General features: G+C 75.2%; 8 protein-coding genes. 2 read left to right on the forward strand and 6 right to left on the reverse strand.

What is annotated here, in order from left to right; translation table 11 throughout:
• Positions 1–2: 2 nt before the first annotated feature.
• From ACN260_RS10980 to ACN260_RS10995, 4 genes are read right to left on the reverse strand one after another with little or no spacing between them, the layout of a single operon-like run.
• On the reverse strand, positions 3–272 hold the full coding sequence (locus ACN260_RS10980) for a phosphopantetheine-binding protein (protein ID WP_422755857.1): 270 nt from the start codon (positions 270–272) through the stop codon (positions 3–5).
• A complete protein-coding gene (locus tag ACN260_RS10985) occupies positions 272–3,499 on the reverse strand; it encodes a non-ribosomal peptide synthetase (protein ID WP_422755858.1) in 3,228 nt (1,075 codons plus the stop codon). Before ACN260_RS10985 ends, ACN260_RS10980 begins: the two co-directional genes overlap by 1 nt.
• A 23-nt stretch (positions 3,500–3,522) precedes the next feature.
• Entirely contained in the window at positions 3,523–5,028 is a 1,506-nt protein-coding gene (locus ACN260_RS10990; RefSeq protein WP_422755859.1) for an AMP-binding protein, read from the reverse strand.
• Positions 5,025–10,523: an amino acid adenylation domain-containing protein gene (locus ACN260_RS10995; RefSeq protein WP_422755860.1), complete on the reverse strand. Its 5,499-nt coding sequence runs from the start codon at positions 10,521–10,523 to the stop codon at positions 5,025–5,027. The genes ACN260_RS10990 and ACN260_RS10995 overlap by 4 nt, the downstream gene beginning before the upstream one ends.
• A 139-nt stretch (positions 10,524–10,662) precedes the next feature.
• On the opposite strand from ACN260_RS10995, the gene ACN260_RS11000 reads away from it, so the two are divergent.
• The gene (locus tag ACN260_RS11000; RefSeq protein WP_422755861.1) at positions 10,663–13,509 is read left to right on the forward strand and encodes a condensation domain-containing protein; all 2,847 of its coding nucleotides are present in this window, start codon (positions 10,663–10,665) and stop codon (positions 13,507–13,509) included.
• Between the two features lie 52 nt (positions 13,510–13,561).
• On the opposite strand, the gene ACN260_RS11005 is transcribed toward ACN260_RS11000, so the two are convergent.
• Positions 13,562–15,679 carry a cellulase family glycosylhydrolase gene (locus ACN260_RS11005; RefSeq protein ID WP_422755862.1) on the reverse strand — a complete coding sequence of 706 codons (2,118 nt, stop codon included), beginning with the start codon at positions 15,677–15,679 and terminating at the stop codon, positions 13,562–13,564.
• A 512-nt stretch (positions 15,680–16,191) separates the two neighbouring features.
• Here ACN260_RS11005 and ACN260_RS11010 point away from each other — a divergent pair.
• Positions 16,192–17,277: a LacI family DNA-binding transcriptional regulator gene (locus ACN260_RS11010; protein ID WP_422755863.1), complete on the forward strand. Its 1,086-nt coding sequence runs from the start codon at positions 16,192–16,194 to the stop codon at positions 17,275–17,277.
• 65 nt (positions 17,278–17,342) lie between these two features.
• Here ACN260_RS11010 and ACN260_RS11015 read toward each other — a convergent pair whose 3' ends face one another.
• Positions 17,343–18,422 carry an SRPBCC family protein gene (locus ACN260_RS11015; RefSeq protein ID WP_422755864.1) on the reverse strand — a complete coding sequence of 360 codons (1,080 nt, stop codon included), beginning with the start codon at positions 18,420–18,422 and terminating at the stop codon, positions 17,343–17,345.
• Positions 18,423–18,518: the final 96 nt, after the last annotated feature.

The following is an 18,518-nucleotide window of genomic DNA, read 5'->3' on the forward strand; positions in this document are numbered from 1 at the left end:
CGTCAGCGGGTGTCGTCGGGCCCGGCGGCGGCCAGCAGCGCGACCAGGTCGTCGAGGGTGTCCAGGGGCCGCCCGGGGCCGTTCAGCTCGACCTCGACGTCGTACTCCGACTCGATCGCGTCGACCAGGCGCAGCAGGCCGAGGGAGTCGACGCCGAGGGCGACCATCGAACCGCCGGTGAGCAGGTCGGTGGCCGCGACCTCGCCCCCGGTGGCCTCGCTGACCAGGTCGGCGAGCCGCAGCCGCAGGTCGGTGGTGTCCCTGGTGTCCATCAGCACTCCTTCACGGACGGCCGGATGATCTCGGCGATCTCAGCGATGGTGGGGGTGTCGAAGAAGGCGTCCAGGGGCACCTCGACGCCGAGTCGTTGCTGGATGCGGCCACTGATCCGGGTGATCGTGAGGGAGTGGCCGCCCAGGTCGAACAGGTCCTCGTGCACACCGATGTCGGGAATCCGCAGCACCTCCTGCCAGATCAGCCGCAGCTCGGTCACCACCGGATCGTCGTTGGCGCCGCCGCTGTCCGGCACGCCGCCGCCGTCCGGCACGGCCTCGGCGGTGGGCGTGGTGCTGCCGCCCGGCCCGGCGTCGCGGTCCGGCCCGGCGGCCGTGCCCCGGGTGAGGTCGGTCGTCAGGTCCCGGGCGGCCAGGGCGGCCCGGTCGACCTTGCCGTTCGGGCTCGACGGCAGCCGGTCCAGCGGCACGAAGTCGGTCGGCAGCACGGCCTGCGGCAGACTCGCCGCCAGGTGCCGGCGCAGCCCGGCCGGCTCGACGACGGCACCGGCACGGGCCACCAGGTAGGCGACGAGCCGGGGTTCGTCGGCGTCGGACCGCAGCACCGTCGCCGCGTCGGCCACGTCCGGATGGTCGAGCAGCCGGGCGTCGATCTCGCCCAGCTCCACCCGGTGCCCCCGGATCTTGACCTGGTCGTCGGTGCGGCCGAGGAAGTCCAGCCGCCCGTCCGGCAGCCACCGGCAGCGGTCACCGGTGCGGTAGAGCCGCTCTCCGGGCCGCCCGAACGGGTCCGGCACGAACACCTCGGCGGTCCGGTCGGCGTGCCCCCGGTAGCCGGCGGCCAGTCCGGCCCCGGCCAGGTGCAGCTCGCCCGGCACCCCGATCGGCGTCGGCTGTCCCGTGGCGTCCAGCAGGTACGCCCGCACGTTCGGCAGCGGCCGTCCGATGGTGACCTCGTCGGGGTCGGCGGGGACGTCGGCCATCGTGGCGTACACCGTCGCCTCGGTGGGGCCGTACCCGTTGACCAGCCGGGCGGTGCGGGCCCGCAGCTCTCGGGCCAGGGCGGGCGGCAGGGCCTCGCCGCCGGTGACGGCGACCAGCGGGGTCGGCGCGACCCCGGCGGCGTCCGGTCCGGGCATGCCGAGGCCGGCCTCCAGCAGCACCCGCCAGCCCGAGGGGGTGGCCTGGGCGTGGGTCACCCCGGCGGCACGGACGAGCCGCAGCACACCCGCGCCGTCCAACGGGCCGACCGACGAGGCGACGACCACCCGGCCGCCGGTGACCAACGGCAGGAAGACCTCCACGGTGGAGATGTCGAACGACAGCGACGTCAGGTGCAGCCACCGGTGCGCGGGGCCGCTGCCCAGCAGGTCCCGTACGCCCAGCAGCAGGTTGGTCAGCGCGCCGTGCCGGACCGCGACGCCCTTGGGCCGGCCGGTCGAGCCGGAGGTGTAGAGCAGGTAGGCCAGGTCGTCGGCGGCCGGCGACCCGGCGGGGCCGGCCGGCGTCGGCACCGGCCCGGCGAGCAGGTCGACCCCGTCGAGGGCGAGGGTGGGCCAAGGCAGCCCGCCCGCCGTCGGCGTCACCACCAGCGCGGGGTCGGCGTCGGCGAGGACGAGTTCCCGGCGGGCCGGCGGGTGCTGCGGGTCCACCGGCAGGTACGCCGCCCGGCAGCGCAGCACCGCCAGCAGGGTGACCACCGCCCGCCAGGACCGGTCCAGGGCGACCGCGACGAGCGAACCCGGCCCGACCCCGCGCTGCCGCAGCAGCCCGGCCAGCCGGTCGGCGGCGGCGTCGAGCTGGGCGTAGCTGAGCGTCAGGTCGTCGTCGACCACGGCCGGCGCGTGCGGGTCGGCGGCGACCCGGGCGGCGAACAGGCTGGGCACGCTCGCCCCGGCGGGGTACGCCCGGCCGGTGTCGTTCCACTCCCGGGTGACCCGGTCGAATTCGTCGGCGGGCAGCACCGGCAGTTGCGCCACCGGCCGGTCCGGGTCGGCGAGCGCGGCGGCGAGCAGGGTACGCAGGTGCGCCCCGATCCGGCGTACCGCATCGGTCGGCACCGCCGCCGGGCTGTGCTGGAGGCTCACCGTGAGGCCGGTGGGGGCGTCCACGATCTGCACGTGCAGGGCGTTGCGGGCGGCACCGCCGAACAGCGTCCAGTCGACCCCGGCGGTCACCCCGGGGAAGGTCGGCTCGCCACCACGTCGCCGGTAGCCGACGCTGACCGGGGTGAGCGCCGGGGCGGGGCGCAGGCCGGGCACCGCGTGGGCCAGCGGTACGGCCCGGTACCGGTACACCTCGCGCAGCCGGTCCCGCACGGCGCGGGCGTGCGCCCGGAACGTGCCGTCGGCCGGCGCGACGGTGACCGGCAGTTCGTTGACGAACAGTCCGATCCGGTCGGCCTGGTCGGGGGTACGGGTGGACAGCGCCACCCCGATCGGCAGGTCCCGGTTGCCGTACCGTCCGAGCAGGGCGTGCAGCGCGGCGAACAGCAGCTCGAAGCGGGTGGCCCCGAGCGACCGGGCCGCCGGGCCGATGCCGTCGGCCACGTCGGCGGGCAACGCCACCTCGACGGTGCCGCCGGGTTCGGCACCGGTGGGCAGCCGGCGCAGGCCGGGCAGCACCACGTCGCCGGGGCCGGACCAGTGCCGCGCCCAGAAGTCGCGGGCGGCGGGCAGGTCGGCGGCGATCCGCTGCCGCTCGGTCGCCGCGAGGCCGGCGTGGTCGGCTCCGGGCCACGGCTGTTCACCGGCCTGCCGGCGGGCGTCGGCCGGTCCCGGGGCGGGGTCGCGTGCCGGGTCGACGGACCGGGCGGCGGCGTAGCCGGCGGCGAGGTCGGCGACCAGCACGTCCTTGGAGGTGCCGTCGAAGACCAGGTGGTGCGCGGTGACCAGCAGCAGGTGGTCGCCCGTCGCCCCGGTCAGCAGGGTGAACCGGGCCAGCGGGCCGGTCCGCAGGTCGTACGGTCGGGCGATCTCCTCGGCGACCCGCGCGTCGGTCAGCGCGCCGGAGGTGACCGCCGGGCGGGTGTCGGCGGGCGTCAGGCGGGGGGTGCCGTCCTCGTCGGTGTCGACCCGGGCGGCCAGGACGGGGTGCCGGGCGACCGTCGCCGCGCACGCCGCGACGAGGGCCGCCCGGTCCAGCTCCGCGCCGAACCGGATGCCCACCGCCATGTGGTACGCCGTGCCGGCGACCCCGGCCTGTTCGGTGAACCAGACGGCGTGCTGCGCGAAGGTCGCCTCGGCGGTGCCCACATGTTCTCCCATGGTCGTGCTGTCGGTGCGGGTGGTCAGTTGTCGAACAGGGCGGTGAGCTGCCGTTTGAGCACCTTGCCACCCTCGTTGCGGGGCAGCCGCGGAAGCAGCAGCAGCCGGGCGGGCAGTTGGTGGTCGGCGAGCCGGTCGGCGAGGAAACCACGTAGCGCCGGCAGGGTCAGCCCGTCCGCGCCGGCCTGCGGCCGGGCCACGACGGCGGCGGCCACCGCCGACCCGAGCACCGGGTGCGGCACCCCGACCACGGCCACCTCGGCGACCAGCGGATGCTCGTGCAGCGCCGCCTCGACCTCGACGGTGGAGACCTTGAACGCGCCGGTCTTGATCACGTCCTGGTGCCGGTCGGTGAGGTAGAGGTAGCCGTCGGCGTCGATCCGGCCCACGTCGCCCATCCGCACCCAGCCGTCGCGGAAGGTGGCCCGGTTCGCCGTGTCGTCGCGGTAGTAGGCGCGCGGGTGCGGGGCGCGCAGCCACACCTCGCCCGTCGTCCCGGCGGGCAACGGCCGGCCGTCGGCGTCGGTGACCCGCAGTTGACCCCCGACCGGCCGGCCGACCGCGTCCGGCCGGGCCGGGTCGTAGATCATCGTGGTCTGCGCCGGGGCGGCCTCGGTCGAGGTGTAGTAGTTGACGATCGTCGCCTGCGGGAAGGCCGCGGCGAGCCGGGCCGCGACCGCCGGGGGCAGCGGCGCGGCGGTGGAGCCGATCAGCTGTACGCCGCTGGTGTCGCGGTCGCGCAGCGCGCCGGAGTCGAGCAGTTCGATGGCGATCGACGGGACCACGAACACCGTCCCGGTGCCGGGGGCGGCGACCAGCCGGGCGAACCGGACCGGGGTGAACCGGGGCAGGGTGAGCGCGGCGGCCTTCGCGGTCAACGCGTTGAGCAGCATCGTCTGCCCGGCGTTGGTGCCGATCGCGAAGGCGTGCAGGAACCGCTGCGAGTGGGCCAGCGCCAGCCGGCGTGGGTGGTGCGGCGCACCGGCGGTGAGGTTGGCGTGCCGGGCGGCCACCCCCTTGGGTCGGCCCGTGGTGCCCGAGGTGTAGAGGATCTGGGCGAGGTCGCCGGGGTGGGCGGCGCACGGTTCGCCGTCGGCGGACCCGTCGGCGCGCAGCTCGGCGTCGCCGAACACCGCCACGCCGGGTGGGGCGGGCGGGGCGGGGGTGTCGTCGCCGTGTACGACGGCGGTGGCCGCGCAGTGGGTCAGCGCGTAGCCGAGCTGCCCGGCGGCCAGCCGGTCGGACAGCGGCACCGCCACCCCGCCGGCCCACAGCACGCCGCAGTACGTCACCGCGTACCGGACCCAGTCGCGGGGGCCGAAGACCAGGCCGACCCGGTCACCGGGGCGCAGCCCCCGACGGCGCAGCGCGGCGGCGACGGCCCGCGCCCCGGCGGACCAGCCGGCGAAGGTCAGCGTGGCCACCTGGTGCACCTCGACCGCCACCCGGTCGGGGTGCAGCCCGGTACGCCAGTCGAGCAGCTCGGGCAGGGTACGCGGCGGCGGCGTCCCGGTGGGTGTCGTGGTCACCGCGACCCTCCCGTCGTCCCGACGCCCACCGGGGTCCGGTCGGCGGGGTCGGTCGTGCGCGCCCGGCGTTCCTCCAGGCCGACCAGGTCGTCCGGGGGCGCGTCGGGCACCTCGTCGTCGAACCGGGCCAGGGTGGGGGTGGCCAGCGACACCAGCGCGGTCAGCGCGATGCACACCCCGAACAGCACGTAGAGCAGCCCGTGCCCGCGACCCGGTCCGACCCCGAGCACCGCGCCGACGGTGCCGGCCAGCGCCCCGTCGGGCAGCAGCGTCGGCTCGGCCACCCGGGCGGCGAACGGGGCGACGAGACCCCAGCCCAGCGGCAGGGTGGACTGGGCGACCATCTGGTTGACCGCGAACACCCGGCCGTGCACCCGCGCCGGCACCTTGGTCTGGATGATCGTCTGGTAGACGCCGTTGACGATGCCCAGCGCCAGGTACATGCCGAACGCGCCGGCCCCGATGAGCAGCAGGTTGGGCCGCAGCCCGGTCAGCACGGCGGCCACCGCGATGCCGAGGGTGCCCAGCAGCACCGCCCGCATCCGGCGGTGCCGGGGGCCACCCCACAGCAACATCACCAGCCCACCGGTGGCCGCGCCGACCCCACCGGTCAGCGCGATCCGGGACACGTCGGTGAGGTCGGCGAAGCCGAGCACCAGCGGGGAGAGCAGGAACAGCACCGGGAACAGGAAGAAGTTCAGCGCGGCGAAGAACGCCAGCATGGCGCGGAACTCCCGTCGCCGCAGCGCGTAGCGCAACCCGGCGACGATCTCGGCGCCGATGCCCTCGCGGCGGTGCATGGCCAGCGTACGGGGGAACCGGACGACCGCCAGCACCCCCACCGCGAACAGGTACGACGCCACGTCGACAAGCAGGATGCCGCGCAGCCCGACGGTCTCCAGCAGGGCCACGGCGAGCAGCGGCACGGTGAACTGGGTGAGGCCGACGGCGGTCTGGGTGAGGCCGTTGGCGTGCCCGAGGAAGCGTTTGGGCACCAGTTGCGGCACCGCCGAGACGAACGCGAGCCGTTGGAAGGCCAGCGCCACCGACAGCCAGCCGACCAGCGGATAGAAGTGCCACACCTGCACCCGGTCGGTGAACACCAGCCCGGCGAGCACCGCGTTGGCGCTGCCGGCGGCGAGGCCGGCGCACAGCAGCACCCGCCGCCGGCTGGTGCGGTCGATCAGCGCCCCGGCCAGCGGCGCGACCAGCAGCCCGGGCAGCAGGCCGAGCACGGCGAACAGGGCAAACCGGGCGAGCGACCCGGTCTGCGTGTAGATCCACAGCGGGATCGCGAAGGTGGTCAGCGCGGTGCCCAGCCCGGACACCACCTGACCGGCGGCGACCAGCCCGAACCGGCGCAGGCTCGGCGACGGGTCGCCGCGGTCCCGGTCGCCGTCGACCGTCGGGGCCTGGCCGGTGCGGGAGACGGCGGTGAGCCGCCAGGGCGGTGGCGTCGCCGGCGGTCCGGCCGGGACGGGCCGGGGCGGGGCGTCGAGCCGCCGGTGCACGCCGGTGACGATCTCGGCCAGTTCGGCGGCCCGGTACTTCAGGAAGTAGTGCCCGCCCTCGTCGATCACGGCGAGCGCGGTGCGGTCACTGAGGAAGTGCCACTCCCGGTACCGCTCCTCGTGGTAGTCGGTGCTGCGGTCCCGCTCGCCGACCACGGAGACCACCGGCGCGCGCAACGGGGTGACCCGCTGGCGCATCAGCGCGGTGAAGTAGTCCTCGCTGACCCGGGCGTCGTGCCGCATCGCCCGGACCAGGAACCGCACCTCGTCGGGGGCGAGTGAGCCGACGGCGGTGCCCTGCGCCTGCAACCAGGTGCGGTAGATCCGGTCGCTGCGCAGCCGCTCGGCCAGCCGCAGCCGCAGCAGCGGCCCGAGCGGCCCGTCGGCGGGCCGGGCGAACGGGAACACCGCGCCGAGGTACACCGCGAGCAGGTCCCGTCCGGCGGCCTCCAACCGGCGGGCGACCTCCACGGCCAGCGCCCCGCCGGGGCCGCAGTGGCCGTACACGATCAGCGGGCCGGTGACCCGGCCCAGCACCTCCGCGACCACGCCGGCGGCGACGTCGGCGATCGGCGCGGGCTCGTCGGCGAGGCCGATGTCGTGTCCGGGTACGGCCACCGACAGCAGCCGGTACCCGGCCGGCAGCGCGTCGGCCAGCGGCTGGTAGACCACCGCGCTGCCCCCGCCGTACGGGACGCAGAGCAGGGTGGCGACCCGGTCGGCGGCGGGTACCGGTGGGGTCAGCTCGTGCAGCAGCACGGTCCGGCCGGCGTCGGGCCCGGCGAGCAGGTCCGCCAGTTCGCGTACGGTGCGGTGCCGGAACAGGTCCATCACGCTGACCGTCGGCGGGGTGCCGTCGACGACGGCGGGCAGTTCCCGGCGCAGCCGGGCCACCACCCGGGTGGCCAGCAGCGAGTGCCCGCCCAGGTCGAAGAAGTCGTCGGTGACGCCGACCTCGGGCACCCCGAGCACCGCCCGCCACACGTCGGCCACCAGCGTCTCCACCGGCCCGACCGGGGGCACCCGCTCGCCGGTCGGGCCGTCGTCGGTCGGCTCGGGCAGGGCCCGCCGGTCCACCTTCCCGTGTTCCTGCAACGGCAGCCGGTCCAGCACCACCCACCGGGTGGGCACCATGTGTTCGGGTAGCCGCCCGGCGAGCAGGCGACGCCAGCGCGCCGGGTCCGGGTCGTCCGCGTCCGGCTCCGCCTCCAGATAGGCCACCAGCCGGTCGTCGCGCAGCAGCACCGCCGCCTGGCGTACCCCCGGGCAGTCCCGCAGGGCGGCCTCCACCTCGCCCAGCTCGACCCGGTAACCACGGATCTTCACCTGGTGGTCGCGCCGGCCGAGGAAGACCAGTTCCCCGTCGGCCCGCCAGCGGGCCAGGTCGCCGGTGCGGTACAGCCGGGCCCCCGGCGGCCCGTACGGGTCGGGCACGAACCGGTCGGCGGTCAGGCCGGGCCGGTTCAGGTAACCCCGGGCGAGCCGGTCGCCGCCCAGGTACACCTCACCGGGCATGCCGACCGGCACCTGGCGCATCCGCTCGTCGAGCACGTGCACCGAGGCGTACGGCAGCGGCCGGCCGGTCGGCACCGGGCCGACGTCCGGCGCGTCGGCCGGCACCCGGTAGGTGGCCACGCCGACGGTGGCCTCGGTGGGCCCGTAGTGGTTGAACACCCGGGTCGGCCCGGCGGCCAGCGGGGCGATCCGCTCCAGGTCGGACGCCTCACCGCCGAGGATCAGCGCGCGGGCCGGCAGCAGGTCCTCCGGTGCGCAGTCGGCGGTCAGCGCCGCCAGGTGCGACGGGGTGATCTTCAGGTAGTCGATCCGTTCCTCGCGCAGCCGGGCGGCCAGTTCCGCCCCGGTGCCCCGGCGGGGGAGCAGGTGCACCGCGCCGCCGGTGGCCAGCGCCAGGTAGAACACGGTGACGGCGAAGTCGAACGACATCGACTGCATCAGGCCGTACCGGGCGGCCGGGACGACCGCGAACCGGTCCGCCACCCCGTCGAGGTAGCGCAGCACCGGCCGGTGCGGCACGGCCACCCCCTTCGGGGTGCCGGTCGAGCCGGAGGTGTAGATGACGTAGGCCAGGTCGTCGCCGCGTGACCCGCTCGACGGTCGGTCGTCCGGCTGGGCGGCCAGCTCGGCGGTGATCTCGTCCAGGCAGGTCGCCGCCGTCCCGGCGGGCAGCCGGTCGCGCAGCCCGGTACCGGTCAGCAGCACGGCCGGCCGGGCGTCGGCGAGCATCAGCCCCAGCCGGGCGGCCGGCTGCTCCGGGTCCAGCGGCAGGTACGCGCCGCCGGCCCGCAGCACCCCGAGCAGCGTCACGGCAAGCTCGACCGACTGCTCCAGCAGCACCCCGACGAGGCGGTCCGGGCCGACCCCCCGGGCCCTCAGCCAGTGGGCGAGCCGGTTGGCCCGCCGGTCCAGTTCCCGGTAGCCGATCCGGTCGGTGCCGCAGACCACGGCCGGTGCGTCGGGGCTCGCGGCGACGTGCGGGTCGATCAGGTCGGCCAGGGTGACTGCCGCGCCGGTGACCCCGGCGCCGGACGGCGGTCCGCCGGCCCGGTCCCCGGCGAGGGCCAGCATCCGGTCCCGGCCGGCCGGGTCGAGCAGGTCCAGGTCGACCACGGGCCGGTCCGGTTCGGCGACGGCGGCGCGCAGCAGGGTCCGGAAGCTTTCGGCCAGCCCGGCGACGGTGGCGGCGTCGAAGAGGTCGGTGTGGTAGACGAACGTGCCGCGCAGCCCGTCGGCGCTCTCCGCGACGTACAGCGACAGGTCGAAGCGGGCGCTGGCCGCGTCGGTGCCGACCGGTTCGGCGTGCAGGCCGGCGGGCCACCGGTTACCGCCCCGGGCGTAGTTCTGCAGGGTGAACAGCACCTGGAACACCGGGGCGCGGGCGACGTCCCGGGTGACGTTCAGCTCCTTGACCAGGCGTTCGAACGGGATCTCCTGGTGGGCCAGGGCGCGCACCACGGTGCCCCGGTTGCGGCGCAGCAGGGTCGCGAAGCCCGGCTCGGCGGCGGTCGCCGGGTCCGGGGAGAGGTCGGCGCGCAGGGCCAGGGTGTTGACGAACAGGCCGACGAGGTGTTCCAGCTCGGGCACCACCCGCCCGGCCACCGGGGAGCCGACGGCGAAGTCTCGCTGCCCGCTGTAGCGGAACAGCACGGCCTGCAGGCCGGTGAGCAGGGTCATGTAGAGGGTGGCCCGGTGGGCGCGGCCCAGCCGGCGCAGCCCGTCGGTGAGGTCGGCGTCGACGGTGAACCGGTGGGTCGCACCCGCGTACGACTGCACGGCCGGTCGGGGCCGGTCGGTGGGCAGCTCCAGCGGCGGCACCCCGGCCAGCGCGCGGGTCCAGTGGGCGAACCCGTCGCCGGTCGGCGGCCCGTCGAGCCGGTCCCGCTGCCAGCCGGCGTAGTCGACGTACCCGGTGGTCGGCGGTGCGGGCGGGTCGCCGCCGTCGCGCAGCGCGGCGTAGCCGGCGGCGATCTCGCCGAGCAGCAGGTCCAGCGACCAGCCGTCGCTGACGATGTGGTGCATCGCCAGGTGCAGCAGGTGTTCGGTGTCGGCCAGCCGGACGACGAGCACCCGCAGCAGCGGCGCGACGGCCAGGTCGAACGGGGTGTGCACGGAGTCGGCGACGAGGGCGTGGGCGGCGTCGGCGCCCGGCGCGGCGGTGACGGTCACCGGCACCCGCACCTCGGACAGCACCGTCACCAGCGGCTCCCCGTCGGCGCTCTCGGTGAACCGCATCCGGAGGCTGTCGTGCCGGGCGGCGGTGGTGTCGAGGGCGGCGCGCAGCAGGTCGACGTCGAACGGCCCGCGCAGCCGCACGGTCGCGTGCACGACGTACGCGGCGGTGCCGGGGGAGAGCTGTTCGGTGAACCAGATCCGCTCCTGGGCGAATGACAGCCGGGGATTTCCTTCGGCCCGGGGGATGGTGGAATGCGGCGGGGCGGCCCGCGTCGGTACGTCAACGTTCGTCACGCGGTGCCTTACTCGAAACGGTGCGGGCAGTGGCCAGTAGTCTGCCCGGCGGGCCCGAACTGTCGGATCGGCTGATCGGTCCACTATGGAAAGCACCTTCGAGCGATTCGGTGACGGTCGTCGCGTCGTACGGTCGGGAATGCGATTCGCTGACGTGGTGGTGCCCGCGCAATGGGCGGCGGAGACACTGCTGCCCGCCGAGTTCTCCGGTGACGGGGCCGGGTCGGCGCCGTTGACCTGGGCCCAGCAGGTGATGTGGCGGTCCCTCGCCCGGTACGGCTCCAACCACGTCTTCCTCAACCTGCGCCGCACCGTGCCGGTGTCCACACGGGCCGGGGCGGACGTCACCACCGTGGTCCGGGCGGTCGGCGCGCTGGTCGGCCGGCACGGTGCCCTGCGCACCCGGGTACGGGTCGTCGACGACGTGCCCCGCCAGGAGACGGCGGCGGCCGGGGTGCTGCCGCTGCTGGTCAGCCCGGGGGCCGACGACGGTGCGCAGACCGCCCGCGAGGTCGCCGGCCGGCTCGGTGACGTCGCGTTCGACCACGCCGCCGAATGGCCGCTGCGGGTCGCGCTGGTGACCGTCGACGACCGGGTACGGCAGATCGTGGTGGTGTTCAGCCACTCCACGGTGGATGCGCACGCCGCCGAGGTGGTGCTGCGGGACCTGCGGCTGCTCGTGCTGCGCGGTGGCCTGTCCACCCCGGCCGGCCCGCAGTCGCTGGACGTGGCGCGCCGGCAGCACGGGGTCGACCAGGGCCGGTCGGCGCGGGCGGTCGGGCACTGGCTGCGCGGGTTCGACCGGCTGCCGCCGTCGCCGCTGCCCGCGCCGGGTCCGGGGCTGACGCCGCCGTGGCGACGCGGCGTGCTGGTCTCCGCCGCTGTCGACCCGGCCATCCGGCTGATCGCCGCCCGGCACCGGGTCAGCGGCTCCGCGGTGCTGCTGGCCGGGGTGACGGCGATGGCCGCAAGCCACGGTCACCGGGAACGCACCGGCATTTTCCCGATGGCCCACAATAGGTTTCGCACCGCGTACGCGAATGCCGTCGCCAATCTCGGCCAGATCGGTTTCGGCGTGCTGGACGTGTCGGGTCGTCCCCATTTCGGGGAGTTGTTGTCCCGGGTGTGGCGGGTGTCCCTGGATGCGTTGCGGCACGCGTATTACGACCCGGTCGCGCTGCGGCTCGCGTTCGAGCGACGGGGGGTCGACCCGGCGTCGGCTTTCCAGCCGCACCACTACTTCAACGACGTCCGGTTGCCGGTCGGCGGCGTCGACCGGCTGCCGGCGGTGACCCGGGAGGCGTTGCGGGCGGCCACGGCCGACAGCACCTTCGGCTGGACGGCGGGACTCGACCAGGCGGCCTGGCACCTGCTGACCCACGTGGTGGACGAGCCGGCCGGGGTGGGCGTCACGCTCACCGTCGACACCCGGCAGCTTCCGTTGGAGACGGTCGAGCCGTTCCTGCGGGGCCTGGAGGACCTGCTGGTGCGGGCCGCCTTCGACGACGTCCCCTGGCCCTGGTCACCCGTCGCCGGGACCGCCGTCGCCGGGACCGCCGTCGTCCCGCCGGTCGGGTGGACGGCCGCCGCCGACGGGTCGACGTACGCCGAGTTCTCGGGGGGTCGGGCCGCGACCGCGCCGCTGACCTGGGGGCAGCGGGCGATGTGGCGGACGGTGGCGGAGTTCGCGGCCCCCGCCGCGTACCGGGTGCTCACCCTGCCCCGCACCCTGGCGGTCTCGGCGCGGGCCGGGGTGGACGTGCCCCGGGCGGTGCGGGCGGTGGGCGCGCTGCTCGCCCGGCACGAGTCGTTGCGTACCCGGGTCCGCCTCTACGACGGGCAGTTGTGCCAGGAGGCGTCGGCGGCGGGCCGGCTGCCGGTGGACGTGCACGCCGTACCCCGGCCGGCGGGCGACCCGGACGGCGCGCGGGCCGCCGCGGAGCTGGCCGCGCGACTGGCCGGGTCGCCGTTCGACCACGCCGTCGAGTATCCGCTGCGGGTCGCGCTGGTCACCGTCGCCGACACGGTACGGCAGGTCGTGCTGGTGTTCAGCCACTGCGCCGTCGACTTCCACGCGGCGGCCACCGTGCTGCGGGACCTGCGTCTGCTGCTGCTGCGCGGGACGGTCGACAAACCGCCCGGTCTCCAGTCGCTGGACGTCGCCGGGCAGGAGCGCACGGCGCACCAGCGGCGGTCGCAGCGGGCGGTGGCGTACTGGCTGCGGCAGTTCCCCGGCCTGCCGATGACCCTGGCCGACCCGGTCGGGGCCGGCGGGACGCCCCGCTACCGGCAGGGCTCGCTGGTCTCGGCGGCGGTGCTGCACGCGTCCCGGCTGGTCGCCACCCGGTACGGCGTCAGCACGTCCACCGCCCTGCTCGCCGCGACCGCCGCCGTGCTCTGCGGCCACACCGGGCAGGACGCCTGCGGCATCGTGGTGATGGCCAACAACCGGTTCCCACCCGGGTACGACCGGGCGGTGGCCACCCTCAACCAGATCGGGCTGTGCCGGCTCGACCTGACCGGGCGGCCCGACTTCGGCACCCTGCTGTCCCGGGCCGGGCGGGCGGGCCTGGAGGCCTACCGGCACGCCTACTACGACCCGGTGGAGTTCGAGCGGGCGTTCACCGAGCGGGGCGACGACCACCGCCGCGTGCTGGCCCCGCTGTGCTACCTCAACGACACCCGGCTCGACCCCGGGGTGCACCCGGGGGAGGCCGGTCCGGACGAGGCGACCCTGCGGGCGATGGTGGCACCGGACGCGGTGCGCTGGGTGGGGGAGCTGGACCGGTTCGCGTGGCGCTGCCGGGTGCAGGTGCGCGAAGCCCCCGGCGCGGTGGAACTGGCCGTCACCGCCGACACCCGCTACCTGCCGGTCGAGCGGGCCGGGCGGCTGCTGTCCGGCGTGGAGGCGCTGCTGGTCGAGGCCGCCTTCCACGAGGTGCCCTGGCCGTGGTCGCCGCCGGCCCGTGCCGAGCCGGCGGGTTGACCTGGGTCGGCGGGGCGTCGCGGTCGGTCAAGCCGCGACGCCCCGCCGACGGTCAGGCCGGGCTGCCGGTGACCGTGCTCCCGGACTTCGTGATCCGGTACGTCTTCTGCGTGCCGCTCCAGAAGTGGAAGGTCAGGGTGACCTGGCCGTCGTTGACCTCGGCGAAGAACTCCGGTTTCAGCAGGATGGTGCCGGCGGTGTAGTCCGGCTGGAAGTGCGTCCAGAACTCCTTGTAGGAGGTCCAGTTGGCCGGCCCGGCACCGCTGCCGTCGGCGTACTTGGCCTCCATGGTGGCGAGCTGGTCGCCCCGGAACTGGGTGGGGATGGCGAACGAGGCGGTCGTCCCGCTGGCCGCCGACTGGGTCGGCGGGTCGTACGAGATGATGCTGATCTGCCAGGGCACGCCCTGGGAGAAGCGGGCCTCGATGGTGGCGTTGACCCCGGCGGCGCGGTTGCCGGCGAGTCGGGTCAGCGCCGACGCGGTCAGCGTCAGGGTGCTGCCGGAGACGGTGTAGTCGGTGCCGGCGACCAGGTTGGTGCTGCCCTGCCGCAGGCCTTGGAACGACGTGCCGTTGAGGTTGAGGGTGAGCGACTTGGCGGTGATGGTGCCGCTGCGCGGCAGGTAGACCTGGTCGGAGGAGGCGGTGGCCGAGCGGGTGGTCAGGTTCGCCTTCATCAGGTCGTAGATGCCCTGGTCCCGCCACTGCAACGTGTTGCGGTTGAGGAACGAGCCGGCGTCCCAGAGCATGGTGGTGAGGTTGCGGGTGCGGGCGTGGTAGCCGACGGCCTCGAAGAACTTCAGCAGTTCGCCGCGTTCGATGATGCCGGGGCGGGTGTAGTCGTAGCTGAGCAGCGCCCACTCCCCGATGATCACCGGGATGCCCCGGGCGACGAACGACGCGCGGGCCCGTTCGAAGGTGCCGACGAGGTCCTGTTCGACGTTGCTGTCGTAGCGGGTGCCCCCGGCGATGTTCACGCTGAACGGCCAGTACCCGTAGAAGTGGATGGTCGCGGCGATGTTGGGGTCGCGCAGCTGGCTGATCGTAGTGTTCAGCGCGTCCATCCGGGCCTGCTCGCCACTGGTGTGCAGGGTGGGCAGCACCAGCAGCCGGGTGGCGTTGCCGCCGCCGGACTGGCGGATCAGCCGGACGAACGCCAGGTGCAGCTCCCGCAGCACCTCGTCGCCCTGGGCGTCGTCGGCGGTGCCGTTGAACTGCGGCTCGTTGATGTTCTCGAACACCAGCTTGGCCGAGTGGTCGCGGAACGTGGTGGCGATCTGGGTCCACAGCGCGGTGTACCTGTTCATGACGGTGGTGCGGTCACCGGGGTAGCCGTTGAGCCACTGCCACGAGTCGTGGTGCAGGTTGATCATCACGTAGAAGCCCTCGGCCAGCGACCAGTCGACCACCTGGCGGACCCGGGCCAACCAGACCGGGTCGATGGTGTACGTCGGCGCGGGCCCGGTGTGGTCGGTCCAGGTCACCGGGAGGCGGATGCTGCGGTAGCCCTGCGAACGCACCTGCCGCAGCAGGGCCTGGGTGGTCAGCGGGTTGCCCCACGCGGTCTCGTCGGGGATCGCGTCGAGGGTGTTGCCCAGGTTCCAGCCGGGCTGCATCGCGGCCACCGCCGCCATCGGGTCGTCACCGGGTGACGGCGACGGCGACGTCGTCGGCGAGATCGTCGGGGAGGGGGAGACCGTCGGGGACGGCGGCGCGGTGGTGCCGGTCGGCGTCGGCGTGGACACCGATCCGGTGCAGGCGACCCCGTTGAGGGTGAACGAGGTCGGCACCGGGTTGCTGCCCGTCCACGACCCGTTGAAGCCGAAGGAGACGGTGCCGTTGGTGGCGATCGCCGCGTTGTAGCTGAGGTTCTTCGCGGTGACCTGGTCGCCGGCGGCGGTGGTCGTCACGTTCCACGCCTGGGTGACGCGCTGACCGGCCGGGAAGGTCCAGGCCAGGCTCCAACCGTTGACCGCGTCGCCGAGGTTGGTGACCTTGACGTCGGCGGTGAAACCGCCCTGCCACTGGGCCGGCACGGTGTACGCCACCCGGCAGCCGGCGGCGGCCTGGGCGTTGCCGGCGACCATCAGGCCCGCCAGGAGCAGCGCGGCGAGGGTGCCGGCGAGCAGGCCGGCCCGCTGTCGCATTCGTCGGAGGTGCTGGGTACTCATCAGGGGAACTCCTCGCCGGGATGGCACCGGTGGGTGGGGGTCGTCGGACGTGTCGCCGGCCGGGCGGTCCCGGCCGGTCAGGTGTCGTCCGGGTCGGCGCGCCACGGCGTCGCGGCGGCGCGACCGGGGGTGGGGTGGCCGTCCGGCGGCCCGGCCGGAACGGGGCGAGTGCGGACGCTGCCCAGGGCGTCCGCGAAGAGTGGCGAGGCTCCCGCCTGGAAACGTTCGGATTCTGGTCCTGGAAAGTTTCCGTCGCAGACCTTACAAGTATCGGTCGACGGGCGTCAATGACCGGGTCGCCCCGCGTTACTGCGCGCCTCCGGTGGCCGTGACCTGCCGTCCGATTCCGGGCGGTCGCCGAACGTTTTCTACGGCCGGTGGAAAGTTTCCGTTCCGGCCCGCCCCGCACCTCCCGGGTGGACATCGACGGTCGGTTATCCTGGGTCCCCCTGAACGATGCCGGCGGTCCCCGCGACGGTGCCGGTGGCGCGGTCGTGTCCGGGCCTGCCGGCGTGACCGGCACCACCGCCGGGGAGGAGGCCGGGTTGAGCCACGTCGAGTCGGGCGGACCGGGCGGTGACCTTGCCTCGCTCACCGACCCCACCAGGCCCGTGACGATCGCGGCGATCGCCGCGTCGGCCGGAGTGTCGGTGCCGACCGTGTCGAAAGTGATCAACGGGCGGGCCGGTGTCGCGGCGGACACCCGGGCCCGGGTCGAGGCGGCGATCAGCCGGCACGGCTACCGCAGGGCCGCCCCGGTCACCCGCAGCAACATGATGGAACTGGTCTTCGACGAGATCGAGGACATGTGGGGTCTGGAGATCATCAGGGGGGTCGAGCGGGTGGCCCGGCAGCACCGCGTCGGCGTCGTCCTGACCGAGTTCGGGCCGCAGCGCAACGCGATCCGGTACTGGATCGACGACACCCTCGCCCGGCGGCCGGACTGCCTGGTCATGGTGGCCCAACTGGACGCGGAACAGCACCGGCTGCTGCGGGCCCGGGGCATTCCGTTCGTGGTCTTCGACCCCACCACCGAGCTGCCCGAGGACGTCCCGTTCGTCGGCGCGACCAACTGGGCCGGCGGCCGGTCGGCCACCCGCCACCTGATCGGGCTCGGCCACCGGCGGATCGCGATGGTCGCCGGCCCGGAGGACGTCCTGTGCTGCCGGGCCCGGCTGGACGGCTACCGCTCCGCCCTGGAGGCCGCCGGGTTGCCGGTGGCGTCCGAACTGGTCCGGCACGCCGGCCTGACCGACGCCGACGGCCAAGCGGCCGCCCTCGACCTGCTGCGTCGCCCCGACCGCCCGACGGCGGTGTGCACCGGCAACGACCTGCAGGCCGTCGGGGTCTACCAGGCCGCCCGCGCGCTCGGGCTACGGATTCCCACCGACCTCAGCGTGGTCGGCTTCGACGACCTGCCGGTGGCCACCCTGGTCGACCCGGCACTGACCACCGTGCACCAACCGTTGCGCGAGATGGCGGTCACCGCCACCGAACTGGCCCTCGCCCTCGGGCGGGGGGAACCGACCGGCCAGGTCCGCCTGGAACTGGCGACCACCCTGACCGTACGCCACAGCACCGCACCACCGCCCGCCTGACCGGCGCTGCCGGGGCACCGCCGCCCCCGGGTCCACGACGGACCCCCGCCGGCGCGGGGCGTCGCTCACAGCCCGGCGCAGGGGCGTTCGTCGAGCGTGCAACCCTGGGGCGCCTTGGTGACCGGGTCGGCGGTGCGGACGTCGAAGCGGATGGCCCGTGTCCCGCCCGCCGCGACGGCCGGGCCGGTGAAGGTGACCGACTGGCCGTCCTGCCGCCAGTCGGCCCCGGTCACCTCCGCCGCCGAACTGCCCCGGGGCAGGGTGACGACGACCGTCCAGCCGGTGGCCGGCGTCCCGCCCGGGTTGTCCACCACCACCTCCCCGGTGTACCCGAAGACCCGGGTCGACACCGTCGCGTACCGGGCGTCCAGCGGTCCCGCGACCGCCGGGGTCGGGGTGGGGGTCCGCGACGGGGTCGCCGACGGCGACCGGCTCGGCGGGGCGCTGCGCGACGGCGGGGCCGACGTCGGGCGGGCCGACGCGGCGGACCGGGACGGGCTCGGCGTGGCGGTCGGGCGCACCGGCGGCGCCACCGGGGCCGCCCCGGTCGGTTCCTCCCGCTCCGGCGGCAGCAGAGCCCACCCGGCCAGTCCGAGTGCCAGCGCCGCCGTGCCCGCCCCGACCACCATCCAGCCGGTACGGCCCCGGGCCGACGGCCGGGCCACGTCGGCCATCAGCGCCACCGGCAGCACGGCGGTCGGCGCGGCGCTGTCGCGCCGCAGGTCGACCTCGCGGAAGGCCAACCAGTCGAGCAGCGCGGGCAGGCGTCCGGCCAGCGACTGCCGGTAACACTCCTCGCGCCGCGCGCCCTGCCCGGCGGACCAGTCGCCGTGCTCCACGGTCTCCCGTACGCTCACCCGGCAGCCCTCGCCGGTGGCCGTGACGGCACAGGTCACCTCGGTGTGCCGGGCCCCCTCGACGCACCGGACGACGAGCAGCTCCGGTGCCTGCCGACGCACGACCCCGATCTCGACGTCGCCGTCGAAGCCGGGCAGCCCGGCGGTGCCCACCCGCCACCGGCCCGGCCGGCCGGGCACCGCCTCGGCCCCGGCGAACCAGCGGACCAGCAGCGCCGGATCGGTCACCGCGCGCCAGACCCGGTCGGCGGGGTGCAGCAGGTCGACCTGCGTGCCGATCTCGATCACGGCGAGAGACTCTACGGCCCGCACGCCCGGCCGGTGAACCTGGTCGCCAGGATCGATCCAGCTCACTACGGTCCGACTTGACGAAACACATGTTAT

Source organism: Micromonospora sp. WMMD708 (assembly GCF_049315245.1).
GTDB lineage: Bacteria > Actinomycetota > Actinomycetes > Mycobacteriales > Micromonosporaceae > Micromonospora > Micromonospora wenchangensis.